The 17337-nt window shown below is 61.2% G+C and carries 14 protein-coding genes and 1 tRNA gene; 9 read left to right on the top strand and 6 right to left on the bottom strand.

From position 1 onward, the window contains the following. Positions 1–14: 14 nt before the first annotated feature. Both FAA86_RS20180 and FAA86_RS20175 read right to left on the bottom strand, forming a co-directional pair. Positions 15–1421 carry an amidohydrolase family protein gene (locus FAA86_RS20180; RefSeq protein WP_136542837.1) on the bottom strand — a complete coding sequence of 469 codons (1407 nt, stop codon included), beginning with the start codon at positions 1419–1421 and terminating at the stop codon, positions 15–17. A 109-nt stretch (positions 1422–1530) separates the two neighbouring features. Then, complete coding sequence (locus FAA86_RS20175; RefSeq protein ID WP_136542836.1) at positions 1531–2355, bottom strand: IclR family transcriptional regulator domain-containing protein; 825 nt, start codon at positions 2353–2355, stop codon at positions 1531–1533. A 246-nt stretch (positions 2356–2601) separates the two neighbouring features. Between FAA86_RS20175 and FAA86_RS20170 the strand changes: the two genes are divergently transcribed. From FAA86_RS20170 to FAA86_RS20140, 7 genes are read left to right on the top strand one after another with little or no spacing between them, the layout of a single operon-like run. Further along, positions 2602–3417 carry a citryl-CoA lyase gene (locus FAA86_RS20170; protein ID WP_136542835.1) on the top strand — a complete coding sequence of 272 codons (816 nt, stop codon included), beginning with the start codon at positions 2602–2604 and terminating at the stop codon, positions 3415–3417. Positions 3418–3422: 5 nt separating this feature from the next. Further along, on the top strand, positions 3423–4592 hold the full coding sequence (locus FAA86_RS20165) for a CaiB/BaiF CoA transferase family protein (RefSeq protein WP_136542834.1): 1170 nt from the start codon (positions 3423–3425) through the stop codon (positions 4590–4592). Continuing rightward, positions 4589–4993 (top strand): YciI family protein, encoded by a 405-nt coding sequence (locus tag FAA86_RS20160; RefSeq protein ID WP_136542833.1) that lies wholly within the window; start codon positions 4589–4591, stop codon positions 4991–4993. Before FAA86_RS20165 ends, FAA86_RS20160 begins: the two co-directional genes overlap by 4 nt. 24 nt (positions 4994–5017) lie before the next feature. Next, positions 5018–6091: a C4-dicarboxylate TRAP transporter substrate-binding protein gene (locus FAA86_RS20155; protein ID WP_136542832.1), complete on the top strand. Its 1074-nt coding sequence runs from the start codon at positions 5018–5020 to the stop codon at positions 6089–6091. 3 nt (positions 6092–6094) lie between these two features. Next, complete coding sequence (locus tag FAA86_RS20150) at positions 6095–6676, top strand: TRAP transporter small permease subunit (RefSeq protein WP_246035137.1); 582 nt, start codon at positions 6095–6097, stop codon at positions 6674–6676. After that, on the top strand, positions 6663–7976 hold the full coding sequence (locus FAA86_RS20145) for a TRAP transporter large permease (protein ID WP_136542831.1): 1314 nt from the start codon (positions 6663–6665) through the stop codon (positions 7974–7976). Before FAA86_RS20150 ends, FAA86_RS20145 begins: the two co-directional genes overlap by 14 nt. Positions 7977–7987: 11 nt before the next feature. Next, on the top strand, positions 7988–8515 hold the full coding sequence (locus FAA86_RS20140) for an NADPH-dependent FMN reductase (RefSeq protein ID WP_136542830.1): 528 nt from the start codon (positions 7988–7990) through the stop codon (positions 8513–8515). 227 nt (positions 8516–8742) lie between these two features. Here FAA86_RS20140 and FAA86_RS20135 read toward each other — a convergent pair. Then, a tRNA-Ile gene (locus FAA86_RS20135) sits at positions 8743–8818 on the bottom strand. A gap of 191 nt (positions 8819–9009) precedes the next feature. Here FAA86_RS20135 and FAA86_RS20130 point away from each other — a divergent pair. Beyond that, entirely contained in the window at positions 9010–9753 is a 744-nt protein-coding gene (locus tag FAA86_RS20130; protein ID WP_136542829.1) for an SIMPL domain-containing protein, read from the top strand. 73 nt (positions 9754–9826) lie between these two features. Here the strand turns inward: FAA86_RS20130 and FAA86_RS20125 are convergent, their stop codons facing one another. Beyond that, entirely contained in the window at positions 9827–11083 is a 1257-nt protein-coding gene (locus tag FAA86_RS20125; RefSeq protein WP_136542828.1) for an AGE family epimerase/isomerase, read from the bottom strand. A gap of 156 nt (positions 11084–11239) precedes the next feature. On the opposite strand from FAA86_RS20125, the gene metH reads away from it, so the two are divergent. Then, positions 11240–14992 (top strand): methionine synthase, encoded by a 3753-nt coding sequence (gene metH / locus FAA86_RS20120; RefSeq protein ID WP_136542827.1) that lies wholly within the window; start codon positions 11240–11242, stop codon positions 14990–14992. 228 nt (positions 14993–15220) lie between these two features. Here metH and FAA86_RS20115 read toward each other — a convergent pair whose 3' ends face one another. Both FAA86_RS20115 and FAA86_RS20110 read right to left on the bottom strand, forming a co-directional pair. Next, a complete protein-coding gene (locus FAA86_RS20115) occupies positions 15221–16063 on the bottom strand; it encodes a protein phosphatase 2C domain-containing protein (RefSeq protein ID WP_136542826.1) in 843 nt (280 codons plus the stop codon). Positions 16064–16136: 73 nt separating this feature from the next. Then, positions 16137–17294 carry an ABC transporter substrate-binding protein gene (locus FAA86_RS20110; protein WP_136542825.1) on the bottom strand — a complete coding sequence of 386 codons (1158 nt, stop codon included), beginning with the start codon at positions 17292–17294 and terminating at the stop codon, positions 16137–16139. Positions 17295–17337: the final 43 nt, after the last annotated feature.

Below are 17337 nucleotides of genomic sequence, written 5' to 3'. Positions count from 1 at the left end.
GCCAGCCTTCTCACTCAGTCTGCAAAAAGATCACGATCGATGGCTGCGGCCTCAAACAGGTAGTCTCGGCTCTTCTCGATCTCGTGTCGGAGGCGATTAATGTCGAAGCCGAGCAACTGGCCGTCCCATTTCTTCACCTTGCCGGCGACCAGCACCGCGTCGACGTTCGACCGCTCCATCAAGGTGACAACAGCCCCCGCGGCGTTGTTGAGCGGCGCCACATTCAAAGTATCAGCGCTCAGCAGGATGATGTCGGCTTCCTTGCCGGGCGTCAGCGATCCGATCTTGTGATCGAGTCTCAGACCACGAGCGCCGCCGATTGTTGCTGCTTTCAAAGCGTCGCTGGCGGTCGCAAGCCGAGGGTAATCCTGACCGGCGAGAGCCTTCGCGTTTGCCTCCATGCGCTGGAGCGTGACGAAGCTGCGCATCTGCGTGAAGAAGTCTGCCGTCATGGTGCATTCGACGTCGGTCGAGAGGGATATGCTCATTCCCAGATCGATCGAGGTCTGCAGCGGCGGGGTTCCGTGACGCATCTGCATCTCGATGGGCACGGACAAAGAGATATGAGCGCCGGCATCGGCTGCATATTTCCAGCCTTGTTCGGACATCCCGGTCATATGGATGAATATATTGTCGGGACCGAACATGCCGCGCGCGCCGAGTTCGTCGAAAACGGGCTGCATGCCGAACGTGCCCACAACATGAAGCGCGATCGGGATATGGAGTTCACGGCCCATCCGCCATGCCTCTTCATATCCAGGGATGTAGATCTCGCCGCCCATGACCATGGTCAGCAGCTGATCGTCTGACGAAAAATGGGTCTGGTGGATCCGCTTGGCGTCAAAGGGATATGCGGATTTCTCGCCCCAACCTTCGAAATATCCCAGGACGGAACGCCGGCCGGCATCCCGCAGGCCTTCAACTGCCGCATCAGAGTGTTCGGGCGAATGGTGGATCTGGCTGACGTCCATCACGGTCGTGACGCCGGCATCGAGCTGCGACAGCGATCCGAAAAGTTCGTTGATGTAGACATCGTCAGGCCGGTAGACCATCGAGAACTTCTGCAGAATGGTCTCGTAATAGTTCGAGCTCGATTCCGGGCGGCCGTCATTGATCAGGATGCCGTTGGCAAGGTGCCCACGCAACGCGGTCTCGAACTGATGATGGTGGGTGTCGACAAAACCCGGCAGGACGATCTTGCCTTGAGCGTCAATGACGGCCGCGTCGTCCGCCGCCAGAGCCGGACCGACGGCCACGATTTTCGAGCCTTCGAGCAGGATATCCGCGCTTTCGAAATTGCCCACCTGGTCGTCCATGGACAAAATTACGCCGCCCTTGATCAGCGTCTTGCGGCCCGTATCGCCGATCCCTTTCGGCAGACCGGCTGCAGCGGCGGCCTGGGCGGCGGCAGATCTAGACATGCCTTCGACAGCGCTCGCCGTGAAACGAGTGGGGCAGGGCAATCTGGTCTCGGTATTACAAAGTCTGCACATGGCTCTTCCTCCCTGGCCGTGATGCGTTCTTTCGTATTCAGGTCCCGATGATCGATTGCAGGACCGGGTATCGTGTGATGGCGTGTGCGATGTGGGAAGCTGCCTGTCTAAGCGCGGGCAAACGCTCTGCCACCAGCGTCTCTGGCGTCACAATGCCGGTGTAACCGGACGTATTCAGCGCGGCGATCGTGCGCCCTTCCATATCGCGGATAGGTACGGCGAGCGCTGTGATCCCGTAGTCGAGCTGATCGACCGTTGTCGCATAGCCAGTCTCGCGAACCACAAGGATCTCTCGCCTGAGCGCTTCCGTGTCGGTGATCGTTCGTGAGGTGAGCGCCGTCAGCCGAACCTTGCTGAGATAGCGCTCGAGCGCTTCGTCAGAGAGTCCCGCGAGCAGGACACGTCCCAGAGAAGTGGCAAAAGCGGGATAGCGTGCACCCATGACCGCCGCGGCGCGACGGGCTCTCTGCACCGAAACATGGGCGACGTAGATGACATCTTCTCCGTCGAGAGTGCCAGCTGACGACGCATCCCCGAATTTCTCCACCAGTTCCCGGAGGTCTGGCTGCAGGACTTCCTCGATGCGGGCCGAGAAGTAGAAGGCGGACCCAAGCGTCATGATCTTCGGCCGCAGGTGGAACCGCTTGCCGGTTTGATCGACATAGCCCAGTGCCTGGAGCGTCAGCAGGCTCCTGCGTGCGGCAGCGGGGGACAGCCCGACGCGCTTTGCGACTTCGCTCAGCGTCATTTCAGGATGCGAGGCGTCAAAGCTCTCAAGGATTGCAATTCCCTTGGCCAGAGCTTCGACGAATTCGGCTGGTTTGTCGTGATCCTCGGTGAGCATGATCGCTGCCTCCTGCATGTTGGTCATCCCCGTACATACGGGTGTTTGACCAGCAGCGCACGGGCGATGACATTCGCCGACCGGCAGTCGATGCAATTGGCGCGCTCTCTTCCATCCATGATGGATCCCTCATTTCCCCCTTCTCGACGCTCCTCTCGAATTCAGGCTTGGGCCAGTCCGAGATCGCGACTTGACGGCACGATAAATACTGCTAACGTTTTCGGCAAGAGGAAATTATTTCGCACAGCGAAAATGAGGAGCGTAATGCGAATAGGAAAGCAGGATAACGCCAGCACGGCGATTGCGACGTCGGACGCCGACACCATCACGGTGCGTGGGCTGGATCTTTGCAGCGACTTGATCGGCCAGATCGGCTTTACCGACTATTTCTGGTTCCTTGTCATCGGAAGCCGGCCGTCAGAAGCTCAGCGCGCTATCCTCGATGCCTGCCTGGTGTCGATCGCAGAACACGGGCTGGTGCCCAGCGTTCAGGCGGCGCGAATGACGCTCGCCGCCGGCCCGGAGGCCTGGCAGGGTGCTGTGGCTGCAGGATTGCTCGGCATGGGCAGTGTCGTCGCCGGCAGTTCGGAGGCGGCCGGGCGTTATCTTGCCGGCATAATTGAACATGCCGATGCCGGCGGCGCTGGACTTGAAGATGCCGTATCCACCAGCCTCGGCGATCTGAAATCATCACGCAAGAAGGTGCCGGGCCTGGGGCATCCTCAGCACAGTGCCGGGGACCCGCGAGCAAGCCGGCTGCTCGATCTGTCCGATACGCTCGGCATCAGCGGGCGTCACGTCGAGACGCTGCGTGCTCTCGCCAAGCATGCTCCCGTGATCATGGATCGTCCGCTTCCCATCAATGTGTCGGGCGCCATTCCTGCCGTTATGCTCGACGCGGGATGGCCGCTGGAAGCGCTCAAGGCCGTTCCGCTCCTTGCACGCACGGCCGGTCTCGCCGCCCATCTCTACGAGGAAAGCCTGCGCTCCATCGGTTTCATCATGTCGCATCATGCCGACCTTGCGATCTCCTATGACGGACCGAAAGTTGCAAAGAGCACTGCCGACGGAGAGGGGTGATAGCGATGGTCAAGCTTCTGAAGGATATCCGCATCGTCGAACTCGGGACCTATATCACCGGGCCCGCTGCAAGCATGCATCTGGCCGATCTTGGGGCAGACGTCATCAAGGTCGAACGTCCCGAAACAGGCGACCCGTTTCGTGCGTTCAAAGGCGGCCTCTATTCGCCGCACTACCAGACCTATAACCGCAACAAGCGCTCGATTGCACTCGACACCACCAAGGCGGAGGATCTCGCGGTCTTTCGGGATCTGATCGCCACGGCTGACGTCTTTATCCAGAACTTCCGGCCAGGTGTTGCCGAGAAGCTGGGCTGTGGCGAAGACGATCTGCGACAGGTCAATCCTGCGCTGATCTATTGCGCAATATCCGGCTTTGGCCAGAGCGGCCCCTCGCGCGACCGGCCGGCCTTCGACACTGTGGCACAGGCGGCGAGCGGTTTCTTGCGTCTGGTTACGCCACCAACCAATCCCCGCGTGATAGGCCCGGCCATTGCCGACGCGATCACGGGTCAGTATGCCGCCATGGGCATCATGGCTGCGCTGTTGGAGCGGTCTCGTACCGGCAAGGGTCGACGTCTCGATATCTCGATGCTGGAGGCGATGAGCCATTTCAACCTCGACAGTTTCACCCACTATTATGCGGTAGGTGAGATCATGGGGCCTCTGTCCCGCCCGGTCGTCTCGCAAAGCTATACCTTCGAGTGCAAGGACGGAAAGTGGATCGCAATCCACATGTCCTCGCCACCGAAGTTCTGGGAAGGTCTCCTGAACGCGACCGGGCAACAGGCTCTTGCTGCTGATCCGCGCTTTGGCGAGCGGCTGCAGCGGATCAAGCATCAAGACGACCTGATCGAGATCTTCACGCCGATCTTCAAGACCGAGAACCGGGGTGTCTGGTGCGAACGTCTCCTGAGCGAGGAAGTGCCACACTCTCCGGCCTATGATGCAGATGAAGCTTTGGAGGATCCGCAGGCTCGCCATCTACGACTGGCCATCCCGATCGCCCATCCCGAGCTGGGCCAGTCGACAACGGTGAGGGCGCCCTACAGTTTTGACGGCGAGCCCGAATTCGACGTTTCGCCGCCGCCCACCCTTGATCAGCACGGCTCGGAAATCCGTGAGGAATTGAAGCGCCGGCATGCCGAACCGGGCGGTGACGGGAGAGGGCGATGAGCAATCATGAAAACCCCAAGGCCGTACCGGTAGAGGCGGTTCTGCAAGCAAGCATGGCCATGCTGCAGAAGCAGCTCTATGCGATTTTTACCACGCCGGCGAACGGGCTCGGTCCCGTCTTCGCAAGCATGGAAGAGCACCTCGACTTCCAGGTTGGACTGGAGAGGGACGGCGTGCTTTTCGCGGCAGGGCCAATGTGGACCGATGACGGCCAGAGCTGGGAGGGCGAGGGCCTCGTCATCATACGTGCTGCCTCCCGCGAGGCAGCCATCGCAATTGCCGAACGGGACCCGATGCACAGAAGCGGTGCACGAACATTTCGTGTCAGGCCCTGGCTGATCAACGAGGGAGCAGTGACCGTCCGGCTCGATTATTCGAGCCAGACATTTTCGATCGTTTGAGCGCAGAACTTTGGGAGGAGACCAATGCGTATTCTATTCGGACTTTTTACAGCGAGCATGATTGCGTTGCCGAGTGCGGCATCGGCGCAAGAGACCATATCACTGACCATTGCATCCAGCCATCCGACGGTCATCCCCTGGGTCGGGATGATGAAGACGCATTTCATGGCGCGGACCGATGAAATCCTCGCGCAGAAAGGCGATTACAAAATCGAGTGGAACGAGGCGTTTGGCGGGCAGCTTTATAAGGCCAATGCCACCTTGACCTCCGTCGAGCAGGGTATCACCGATATCGGCTGGGTGTTTTCCTTCCTCGAGCCCGCAAAGTTGCCGCTCAGTCAGGCGTCGAGCTATGCGCCGTTTGCCACCGTCAACCCATCTCTCCAGCTGGAAGTCATGCAGGATCTGCTGGAGAAGAACGATGCGTTTCGCGAGGAGTGGGAACAGTACAATCTCAAGGTTCTCGGTCTCACCGGCACCGATATGTACGACATCTACACCAAGAAGCCGCTGCAAGGGATCGATGACATCAACGGAATGAAACTGTCGGCCCCGGGCGTGCTCGGAACATGGCTTCGCGGAACTGGGGCGAACGCGGTCGATGGTTCGCTGACCAGCTTCTATACCGACATTCAGACCGGAATCTCGGACGGCGTTCTCTCTCTGGCTCTGGGTGCCTTGCCGGCCAAGCTTTATGAGGTTGCACCCTATATCAACCGGTTCGACGCCGGCGTGGCCTTTTCCGGCGCTGTCGCCATCAATCGAGACAGTTGGGATGGCCTGCCGGAGGACGTTCAGAACGCGATGATCGAAGCCGGTAAGTACTATACCGAAGCCCATGGCAAGGATCTGCTGGAACGCCACGAAATCGCAATGAACAAGATGGTGGAGCTGGGGGCAACCCAGTCGCCTCCCGTGCAGATCATCAAGATGAGTGATGAACAGCGCCAAGCCTGGGTCGACAAGCTGCCGGATATTGCAGGCGAATGGGCAGCGGATCTGGATGCCAAGGGGCTCCCGGCAAGCGAATTCCTCAAGGCCTACATGCAAGGACTTCGCGACCGCGGCGAGACACCCATGCGAAACTGGGGTGAGTGATCCGTGGCTCCTGATATCGTCCATGGAGAGGAGCAGGCGGGGCGCCCGTCGCCTGCTCCGGGCCGGTCGGCCAGGCTCTGGCTTACCTTCGTCGATGGTCTCGCAGTGCTCGGGACCATCCTTATCAGCGTCCTGATGGTAATCATCTGCACTGACATCGTCGCGCGAAACGCCATGGGATCTTCGCTTCCTCTTGTGTCGGAACTGGGCGCTTTGCTGCTGGTCATGATCGTCTGCCTGCAATTGCCAGCCACGGTGAGGGCTGACCGTCTGGCTCGGACGGAAGTGTTCTACATCCCAATCCGGGAACGTCATCCAAGGGTGGGTGCTGGCTTGTCATGCGTTTTCAACGTGGTGGGTGCATGCGTGCTCGGCGCGATCGCCTGGGCAAGCTGGTCTATCCTGGCCAAGGACTATTCGAGTGGTGAATTCATCGGTGTGACCGGCATCGCAACCTTGCCGACCTTTCCCTTCCGCATCCTGATCTTCATCGGCATCGGGGTCTCATCAATCCAGTTTCTCGTTCAGGCGGTCGCCGAATTGAGAACCGTCAACTGGAGAGGGCCGTCGCATGTCTCCGATTGAAATCGGCTCCGCGGCTATCGCGGCCCTACTCCTCCTGATCTATCTTGGCATGCCGATCGGGATCAGCATGCTTGCCGTCTCCTTCGTCGGGGTCGCAGCCATTCGCGGCGAGGGGGTCTCGCTGCGCATGATGGGCGCTGTCGCGAACGACAGTCTTCGTGAGTACCTCTTTGCCGTTGTTCCCTTGTTTGTCCTGATGGGGCTGCTCGTCACCGTGTCGCGAGTCGGCAAGGACACCTTCGACGTCTTCCAAAACCTGTTCGGACGTATCGCGGCTGGATTGGGAATAGCGACCGTGTTCGCCAATGCCGTGTTTGCTGCCATTACCGGCATCTCGATTGCGTCTGCGACGGTCTTCAGTCGCGTGGCTGTCCCCGAGATGATCCGCCATGGATACACGCGAAAGTTCGCGACCGGCGTAGTTGCGGGATCCTCGGTTCTCGGGATGCTGATCCCGCCCTCCCTGCTGATGATTGTCTACGCGGTGCTGGCAGAGGAGTCTGTCGGGCGGATGTTCCTTGCGGGCCTTGGTCCGGGCGTGCTGCTTGCGTTCGCCTTCTGTGTCACGATCCTGCTGCTGGCGCGCTTCCGCAAAGACTTTGTGTTTGATCGCAACGCAGACCTGATCGAGGCTCATCCGATGAGCGTCACGGAGGTAACGAGAAAGTCGCTTCCGATCGTCTCTCTCATCATCATCGTGCTGGGCGGGCTCTATGGTGGCTTCTTGAACCCGACGGAAGCAGGCGCAGCAGGTGCCTTTGGCGCCCTTGTGATTGCTGCCCTTCGTCGATCGCTCGGCGGTCGCACCCTTTGGAGATTGCTGGTCGAAACGGGGCAGATTACCGTCTCGGTGTTGTTCCTCATCCTTGCCGCCACCTTCTTCAGCCGCATGCTGGCTCTCTCAGGAGTTCCAGCCGGCCTGGCTGAATTCTTTCTCGCAGGCCCCATCGGACCCTACGGCTTCCTCCTGCTTTTCCTGCTCCTGGTCATTGCGCTTGGATGTCTGATCGATTCCATTTCCATCATGCTGATCCTCTTGCCGATCGCACTGCCGATCGCTGAGGCTGCAGGGTTCGATCTCATCTGGTTCGGCGTGCTGACCGTGGTCGCAGTTGAAGTCGGGCTGCTGACGCCGCCATTTGGTCTATCGGTCTATGTCATCAAGTCGGCCATGGATGATCCGCATCTCAAGGTGGGTGAGATATTCAGAGGCGCCTGGCCCTTCGTCTTGGCCATGCTGGTCTCGATTGCGCTGATTGTGCTGTTTCCGTCGATCGCGACCTGGTTGGCGCGTCTATGAGGAATGACCCCATGAAAAATCTATTGTTCATCCCGGGAAGCCTCCGATCGGCGTCGTCGTCGCTTGCAACCGTGCGGGCGCTCACGGGGCTTCTTGCTGAGGAGATCGAGTGCGTTGTCGCAGACCCGGGAGCCTTGCCGCATTACAATGCCGATGTGGCGAACGATCCTGACGTGGAGGCGTTTTGCGGCCAGATTGCCTCCGCTGATGGATTGGTCTTCGTGACACCGGAATACAACTACAGTGTACCGGGTGTTTTGAAGAACGCCATCGATTGGGCTTCCCGGCCGGCGCTACAATCACCTTTCAAGGGAAAGCCATGCTTCGTTATCAGCGTTTCCGGGGGTGCTCTCGGCGGTGTTCGTGCTCAGTCGCATCTCAAATATGTGCTGAACGGCATGCTGGCTGACGTCTATCCTTGCCCGGAAATCGTCATCCCCAACGCAAACCAGAAGATCGCAGACGGCAACCTCTCCGACGATGCCTTCTTCAGCTTCGCGATGCCGAAGCTCAGAGCCTTTATCGAAGCTCTGCCGTGATCCAAAGAGCGCCTATCTAACCTCGATTTGAATGCGTGGTTACCAACAGATACGAGACAATTGTTGCGGGGCGCTCAGGCAGTCCTTCGCGATCGGCGAAGCGTGATCGCAGGGCCGACGTGACGGGCGGCCGGACTGCCTGGCGGCGGCGAAAAACCCTCGCGTGCCGCGATCAGCTGGTATCGAGGTCTATGTGCATGAAAATCAGCTGGCAGCCGATAAAGAAATGGTGGGCCCGGAGGGACTCGAACCCCCAACCAAGCGGTTATGAGCCGCCGGCTCTAACCATTGAGCTACAGGCCCAGCCCGGCGTCGCGCCGTCGGGCGGGTTATGGTCACCCCGCACCGGTCTGCGGCTCTAACGCAAATTGCATTGTGCGACAAGTCTTTGCCGCAATGGCTTCACAATCACGCGTCATCACAGAGGGCGGAAGGGCATCGTGCCGGGAGAGGCCAAAGCGGCCGCCGGTGCCAAGGGACAAAGGATCTTATTCATGCTGAAAATTACACGCGCACTCGTCATGGCCACGGCTCTTTCGGGTTCGGTGCTCTCGACCGGTTTCGTCACGGAGGCCATGGCGGCCGAAGGTGAGCGTCGCGAGGCGACGATCATGGTGTCGGGCGAGGGCGAGGCGACGGTTGCGCCTGACATGGCGGTCATTTCGCTTGCCGTCGTGCGCGATGCCGAGACCGCGGCCGAAGCGCTTTCGGCAAACAGTGCGGCCATGGCAGAGGTTCTGGCGGACCTGAAGGGGCAGGGCATTGCCGACAAGGACCTGCAGACGACGGATTTTTCGGTCCAGCCGAAATACAAGCAGGAGACCCGCACCGACGGCACCTATGAGGCGCCCGTCATCGTCGGCTATACGGTCAGCAACGGCCTGACGGTGCGGGTGCGGGATCTGTCCAAGCTCGGCGCGATCATTGACCGCTCCGTGAAGCTTGGCGTCAACCAGGGCGGTGGCATCAGCTTCACCAATGATGATCCGGAAGCGACCGTCGAGGCGGCGCGCAAGCAGGCGGTCGAAAAGGCTGCCGCCAAGGCGAAGACGCTGACGGATGCGGCCGGCGTGAAGCTCGGACGGATCGTGGAGATCTCGGAGAATTTCGCGCGCCCGATGCCGCAGATGTATGCGGCTGCGCCCATGGCAAAGATGGCGGATGAGTCGGTGCCGATCGCATCCGGCGAAAATCTCTATACCGTGACCGTCAACATCACCTATGCGATCGAGCAGTAAGCTTCGAACGCAGCGCTAGTACGAAGAAAGGGCCGGTCTTCCGGCCCTTTCGCATGTGTGGCTGCTGCTTGCATCAAACGTCGAGCGGATGCTCCGCAATCATCCTGGTCAGGCTTCCCTCTGCCGGGAAGAGCGGGATGAGGCAGGCCTGGAGGGCGTGGTAGATGTCGCCCTTGCCGGGGAAGAGGCTGTTGGATGGCTTGCCGTCTTCGGTCAGTTCCTCGAACCAGCCGCCGTGTTCACGGTCGAGATTGTTGTTCGCGATATAGTTCCAGATCTTGCGGTAGCTCTCTTCGTGGACGTCGCTTTCCTGATGCTGGTTGAGGAAGTGGGCGGCGGCTGCGCCCTCGCAGAGCGGCCACCAGAGTTTCGCGCGCTTGTCAGGGGCGTTTTCCCAGTCGAGCGTGTAGAAGAAGCCGCCCTTGTCCTTGTCCCAACCCAGCGCCATCGACTGGAAGAAGAGGCCGCGGGCTGCTTCCGGCATCCAGTCGTGGCTTTTTCCGCCGAGCACCCAGAGCTGGAGGATGAGGCGAGCCCATTCCAGCCAGTGGCCCGGCGTGGTGCCGGCCGGGCGGAACATCTCGTTCGGATGATAGTAGGCGCGGTCGACCACCCAGTTCTCGTCGAAGTGCTCGGCGACCCGGAAGGCTTCCTCCCGGGCGCGGCGGTTGATGATCAGGTCGGCGATCCGCACGGCCTTGTCGAGATAATGCCGCTCGCCTGTCGCCTCGAAAGCGGCCATCAGGCTTTCGGTCAGGTGCATGTTGGAATTCTGGCCGCGATAGCCGGGAACCGGTTGCCAGTCGGCTGAGAATTCTTCCGCGATGGCGCCGTGGCTCTCTTCCCAGAACTTTTCTTCGATCACCTGTGTGATGTCGGCGAGCATCTCGTCGGCCAGCGGATGGCCGACGCATTTGGCGGAGGAGGCGGCGAGCAGCACGAAGGCGTGGCCGTAGCCCTGTTTGCTGTCATCGGCCGGACCGGTGTCGTTGGCCTGCCAGAAATAGCCGCCGTTTTTCCCGTCGCGATGACGCTCCCAAAGATAATGCATGCCGTGGTCGACGATGTCGGCCAAGCCTGGCCGTCCGAGCAGGTGGCCGATGGCATAACAATGGACCATGCGGGCGCTGGCATGGATGCCGCGGGCGGGATTGTCGACGCTGAGCGGCTTGCCGTCGCGCGACAGGTCGTAGAAGCCGCCCTTCGGGTTGATGGCCGGACCTTGGAAGAAGTCGAACAGGCCGTCGGCCTGTGCCAGCAGCCATTTGCGATGATAGGGGCGGGTGCTCCAGGGGGTGGCGGCTGATTGTTGTGACTGATTTTCCGACATTTCTTCCTCCCTGAAGACATTCCTGGAGCCTCTATAGCCGATCACCTGGGCTGCGACCACCGCTTCGGTCGAACCAAGCAAATCAAGGGCGCATGTTGACATAAAGATGTCTTTATGTGATTTGGCGGATGTCGCATACGCAATAGGAGAGTTCGCATGCTCGATCAACTGTTCGGCCGCGAGGGCGCAAATCGGGACGGGGCGGAGATCCTGAAGGCTCTGCAAGACGCGGCCCGCGAGCGCATCCTGATCCTGGACGGTGCCATGGGGACCGAGATCCAGGGGCTTGGCCTGAGCGAAGACGACTTCCGTGGCGAGCGCTTCATCGGCTGTGCCTGTCATCAGCAGGGCAACAACGACCTGCTGATCCTGACCCAACCCAACGCCATCGAGGATATCCATTTCCGCTATGCGATGGCGGGGGCCGACATTCTCGAGACCAATACCTTCTCCTCGACCCGCATCGCCCAGGCGGATTACGAGATGGAAGGCGCGGTCTATGACCTCAACCGTCATGGCGCGGAGCTCGTGCGCCGGGCGGCCTGGCGCGCCGAGCGCGAGGACGGCAAGCGGCGTTTCGTGGCCGGTGCCATCGGGCCGACCAACCGCACGGCCTCCATCTCGCCCGACGTCAACAATCCCGGTTACCGCGCCGTTTCCTTCGATGATCTGCGCGCAGCTTACGGCGAGCAGATCGACGGGCTGATCGATGGCGGCGCCGATCTCATCCTGATCGAAACGATCTTCGATACGCTGAATGCCAAGGCGGCGATTTTTGCCTGCAAGGAGCGTTTCCTTGCCAAGGGCATCCGTCTGCCGGTGATGATCTCCGGCACGATCACCGATCTCTCCGGCCGCACGCTGTCTGGCCAGACGCCGACGGCCTTCTGGAACTCCGTCCGACATGCCAAGCCCTTTGCCGTTGGTTTGAACTGCGCGCTCGGGGCAGACGCCATGCGCCCACATCTGCAGGAATTGTCGGGTGTCGCCGATACCTTCATCTCGGCCTATCCGAATGCCGGTCTGCCGAACGAGTTCGGCCAGTACGACCAGAGCCCGGAGGAGATGGCCTCGCTCGTTGCCGGTTTCGCCGAAGAAGGCATAGTCAATGTCGTCGGCGGCTGCTGCGGGTCGACGCCTGCGCATATCGCTGCCATTGCCGAGTCCGTGAAGGGCAGGGTGCCTCGCGCGCCCGCCGAACATCGCCCCTTCATGTCGCTCTCGGGTCTCGAGCCCTTTGAGCTCACCAAGGACATTCCCTTCGTCAATGTCGGCGAACGGACGAATGTCACGGGTTCGGCCAAATTTCGCAAGCTGATCACGGCGGGCGATTACTCCGCAGCTTTGGTTGTCGCGCGCGACCAGGTGGAGAACGGTGCCCAGATCATCGACATCAACATGGACGAGGGCCTGATCGATTCCGAAAAGGCTATGGTCGAGTTCCTCAACCTGATTGCCGCCGAGCCTGACATCGCCAAGGTGCCGGTCATGATCGACAGCTCGAAGTTCCCGATCATAGAAGCCGGACTCAAATGCGTGCAGGGCAAGGCCGTGGTGAACTCGATCTCGCTGAAGGAAGGCGAGGAGAATTTCGTCGCCCAGGCCAAACTCATCCGCAATTACGGCGCTGCCGTCGTCGTCATGGCTTTCGACGAAAAGGGCCAGGCCGATACCTATGAGCGCAAGGTGGAGATCTGCCGCCGCGCCTATCGCATCCTGACGGAAGAAGCGGGCTTTGCGCCCGAAGACATCATCTTCGACCCGAACATCTTTGCGGTCGCGACGGGGATCGAGGAGCACGACAATTACGGGGTCGACTTCATCGAGGCGACGCGGACGATCCGGCAGGAAATGCCGCTGGTGCATATCTCGGGCGGGGTGTCGAACCTCTCCTTCTCCTTCCGTGGCAACGAGCCGGTGCGGGAAGCCATGCATGCGGTCTTCCTCTACCATGCCATCCAGGCCGGCATGGATATGGGCATCGTCAATGCGGGGCAGCTCGCCGTTTACGAAAGCATCGATCCGGAGCTCCGCGAGGCCTGCGAAGATGTTGTGCTGAACCGCCGCCGTGACGGCACCGAGCGGCTGCTGGAGATCGCCGAGCGTTATCGCGGGACCGGCGAGGCCAAGACCCGCACCCAGGACATGAGCTGGCGCGAATGGCCGGTCGAGAAGCGGCTGGAGCATGCGCTGGTCAACGGCATCACCGAATTCATCGAGATCGACACGGAAGAGGCGCGGCAAAAGGCCGAGCGGCCGCTGCATGTCATCGAAGGGCCGCTGATGGCGGGCATGAATGTGGTTGGTGACCTCTTCGGCGCCGGCAAGATGTTCCTGCCGCAGGTGGTCAAGTCGGCCCGCGTGATGAAGCAGGCCGTTGCCGTTCTGCTCCCCTATATGGAGGAAGAGAAACGGCAGAACGGCGGCGATCAGCGCCAGAGCGCTGGCAAGGTGCTGATGGCGACCGTCAAGGGTGACGTGCATGACATCGGCAAGAACATCGTCGGCGTTGTTCTCGCCTGCAACAATTACGAGATCATCGATCTTGGCGTCATGGTCCCGGCCAGCAAGATCCTGGAGGTGGCCCGCCAAGAGAATGTCGATGTCATCGGCCTGTCCGGCCTGATCACGCCGTCGCTCGACGAGATGGTGCATGTCGCCTCAGAAATGCAGCGCCAGGGCTTCACCGTTCCGCTGCTGATTGGCGGAGCGACGACGAGCCGGGTGCACACGGCGGTGAAAATCCATCCGCAATACAAGGCGGGGCAGGCGGTCTATGTCACGGATGCGAGCCGTGCCGTCGGCGTCGTCTCCTCGCTCTTGGCAGAAGACGGCAACGACGCATATGTCGAGGGCATCAGGGGCGAATATGCCAAGGTGGCAGAAGCGCATGCGCGCGCCGAGGCCGAGAAGCAGCGGCTCCCGCTGGCCTCGGCACGGGAGAATGCAGTCAAGATCGACTGGAGCGCCTATCAACCGACCAGGCCCGGCTTTACCGGCACGAAGGTCTTCGAGACCTATGATCTGGCTGAACTCGCGCGCTATATCGACTGGACGCCCTTCTTCCAGACCTGGGAGCTGAAGGGGCGCTTCCCGGCCATTCTCGACGACGAGAAGCAGGGCGAAGCGGCACGGCAGCTCTATGCCGATGCCCAGGCTATGCTGGAAAAGATCATCGCGGAAAGTTGGTTCCGCCCCCGCGCCGTGATCGGCTTCTGGCCGGCAAATGCCGTTGGCGACGATATCCGCCTGTTCAAGGATGAAAGCCGCCGCGATGAACTCGCGACCTTCTTCACGCTGCGGCAGCAGTTGTCCAAGCGGGATGGACGAGCCAATGTGGCGCTGAGCGACTTCGTGGCGCCGCTCGAAACCGGCTTGCCGGATTACATCGGCGGCTTCGTGGTGACGGCCGGCATCGAGGAGGTGGCGATTGCCGAGCGCTTCGAACGGGCGAATGACGATTACTCGTCGATCCTGGTGAAGGCGCTGGCCGACCGCTTCGCCGAAGCCTTTGCGGAGCGCATGCATGAACGGGTCCGCCGCGAATTCTGGGGCTATGCGCCGGACGAGGCTCTCACTCCCGAGGAGCTGATTTCGGAAACCTATGCCGGCATCCGCCCGGCACCCGGTTATCCGGCGCAGCCCGACCATACGGAAAAGGTGACGCTGTTCTCGCTGCTCGATGCGACCAAGGCGACCGGTGTGACGCTGACGGAGAGCTATGCCATGTGGCCGGGTTCCTCCGTGTCAGGCCTCTATATCGGCCATCCCGACAGCTATTACTTCGGTGTGGCCAAGGTCGAGCGCGACCAGGTCGAGGACTATGCGGCGCGCAAGGGCATGGATGTGCGCGAGGTCGAGCGCTGGCTCGGGCCGGTGTTGAACTATGTGCCGAAGGCGGCGGAGTAGGCGGTTCGATCTGAGCTGCCCCTCATCTCCCTGCCGGGACCTTCTCCCCGTGAACGGGGAGAAGGTCGACTGCGGCCAGCGGCGGCGCCTCCTTCTCCCCGCTAGCGGGGAGAAGGTGCCCGAAGGGCGGATGAGGGGCCCATCAGTGTGCTCACCTTCCGCTCAAACTGCTTCACAAACCGATTCCAGATTCGGCGACAAGGCATTGAGGCAGATTCCTAATTGCCTTCACGCCTCCAGCCTCAGCAGGATCGCCGTCGTATCGTCACTCTGCTTGTAGCGCGGATATTTCAGGCCATCCGGATCAATCTCCCGCTCCATGTGACGCAACTCCGTGACCAGGGATCTCAGCCCCGCTGTCGCGGCGCGCTGGATCAGTGTGGCGGCGTCGTAGAGCTTGTAGAGGGCGACGAGGTCGGTGGCGCCGCCGCCGTAGACGGGCACGTCGACCCTCGCCAGGTGATCGGCGGCTTCCGGCACCACGCCGAAAGTCCAGGTCGCGCCACCTTGCGTGTTCTGCTTCGCGCGGCCGCGACGGAGGTCTTCGAGCGTCTGCGGATCGTCATTGGCAACGCCGGCTGCACCGATGCCGCCGACGCGGGCGATATGCTGGGCCGCCTGATGCTGCTCCCATTCATAGGCGCCGGGGATCGGGATGACGAAATCGGAACGTCCGTCGTCATGCAGAACGTATAGCGCGCTATCGCCGAGGCCGAACCAGCGGAAACCGTCCGGCGTGGCCTGCAATGCGGTCAGGCTGCAGAGGGGCCAGGCGTAGCGTGGCTGGTCGCCGGCTACGGCCACGAATGCGTCGCGTGCTTCCTCCGAGACCTGCCGCAGAACAGCCTTCGGATCAGCGTTGCGATCGAGGCGTTCGGCAAAGCGCAGGGCGGCGAATTCGGCAATCCAGGCGGCGTCCGAACCATAACCATCCATGAACTGGCGGTCGCCAAGCCCGGTCGCACCATCGATGACGAAGGCGGCGTCGCGGTTGTAGCCGAGGCGGTCCTCATTCGCACGGGTGTCCTTGCCGGGATCGGAGACGGTGTCGATAATCGAAATCTGCGGCATGGATACCCCGTGAAAGAAGCTTGCGCCGGATTGTTCCGGCCGGGGCTTTGCCTAGCATGGCGGATGAGTTGCGTCAGCCGCGGGCGGCGCGAAAACGGTTCATGATCTCGGCGCGGATGGGGTCCGTCATGACCAGCGCCAGGCCGAATTCCAGCGGGGTGAGCTTGGCCTCGTCGGGATAGATGATCTCATTGGCGAGGATCTCGTCCGGCAGCAGCGCGCGCACGCGCCGGTCCGTTGCCGTGCCGCCGTGAACGAGATGTTCGCGGGCCGCGACATCCGGGTCGAGCAGGTGGTTGATCAGGGCGTGCGCCGCCGGCTTGTTATGAGCGAACTTCGGGATCGCGTAATAGTCTGTCCAGATCTCGCCGCCGTCGGCTGCGATGACATAGGCGATCTCGGCTACGTCGCGATGAAGCTGGGAGGCGTCGTTGCTCCAGCACATGGTCATCCAGGCGTCGCTGGTGCGCATCGCCGGCTGGTAGTCGCTGTCGATGGCGTAAAGATGCGGCCGGACCTCCATCAGGAGGTCCGAGGCCTTGGCCAGTTCGGCCTGATCGAGCGAATTGAAATCGTAGCCGAGCGCGACCAACGCATTGCCGATCGCCGTCAGCTGGTAGTCATGCACGATGGTTTTGCCCGAGGCTTCGCCCTTGGCGCGCTCGAAGAAGTCGCTCCAGCTTTTGACGGGGTTCAGTTCTCGCGTGTTGTAGGCGATGCCGGTCGTGCCGGCATTTTTCGGCACGGCATAGATTGCGCCGGCCATCACGCCCGGCTTCATGAAGCGGTCGGCATGGGCGTTGAGGTCGAAGTTGGGGAGACGGCGCAGCTCGAGCGGCGCCAGCATGTCGCGTCGGACATAGGGCGCGATCGCATACTGTGTCGGGACAATGATGTCCCAGGCGCGGCCGCGCTCCAGGGATTTCATGGTGCCTTCGTTGGAGCCAATGATCGAGATCTCCACCTCGACGCCATAACGGGCGGTGAAGTCCTCGAAGGTCTGGGGATCGTGATAGTTCGGCCAGGTGGCAAGGGAGACTTTCTTGCCGAGCGGCGAGCCTTCGGAGGTTGCGACGCTGGTGCGCCCGGAGCCGCCCACGAGCAGAGCTGCGGCTCCGAGGCCGGTCACGGCGAGGAAATGCCGACGGGTGACGGATCCGCGCTTCAGCCTCATGAACTCCGTCATGAAGCCGTCTGCGTCGATCTCCGGTGGTTTCGTCTGTTTGACCATGGCTGCCTCAATCCGTTGCCGGTTTCGTGCAGCCGAATTTCAG

The organism is Rhizobium rosettiformans W3 (assembly GCF_004912135.1).
Classification (GTDB): Bacteria; Pseudomonadota; Alphaproteobacteria; order Rhizobiales; family Rhizobiaceae; genus Allorhizobium; species Allorhizobium rosettiformans.
This window is presented reverse-complemented; position numbering and strand designations above follow the sequence as displayed.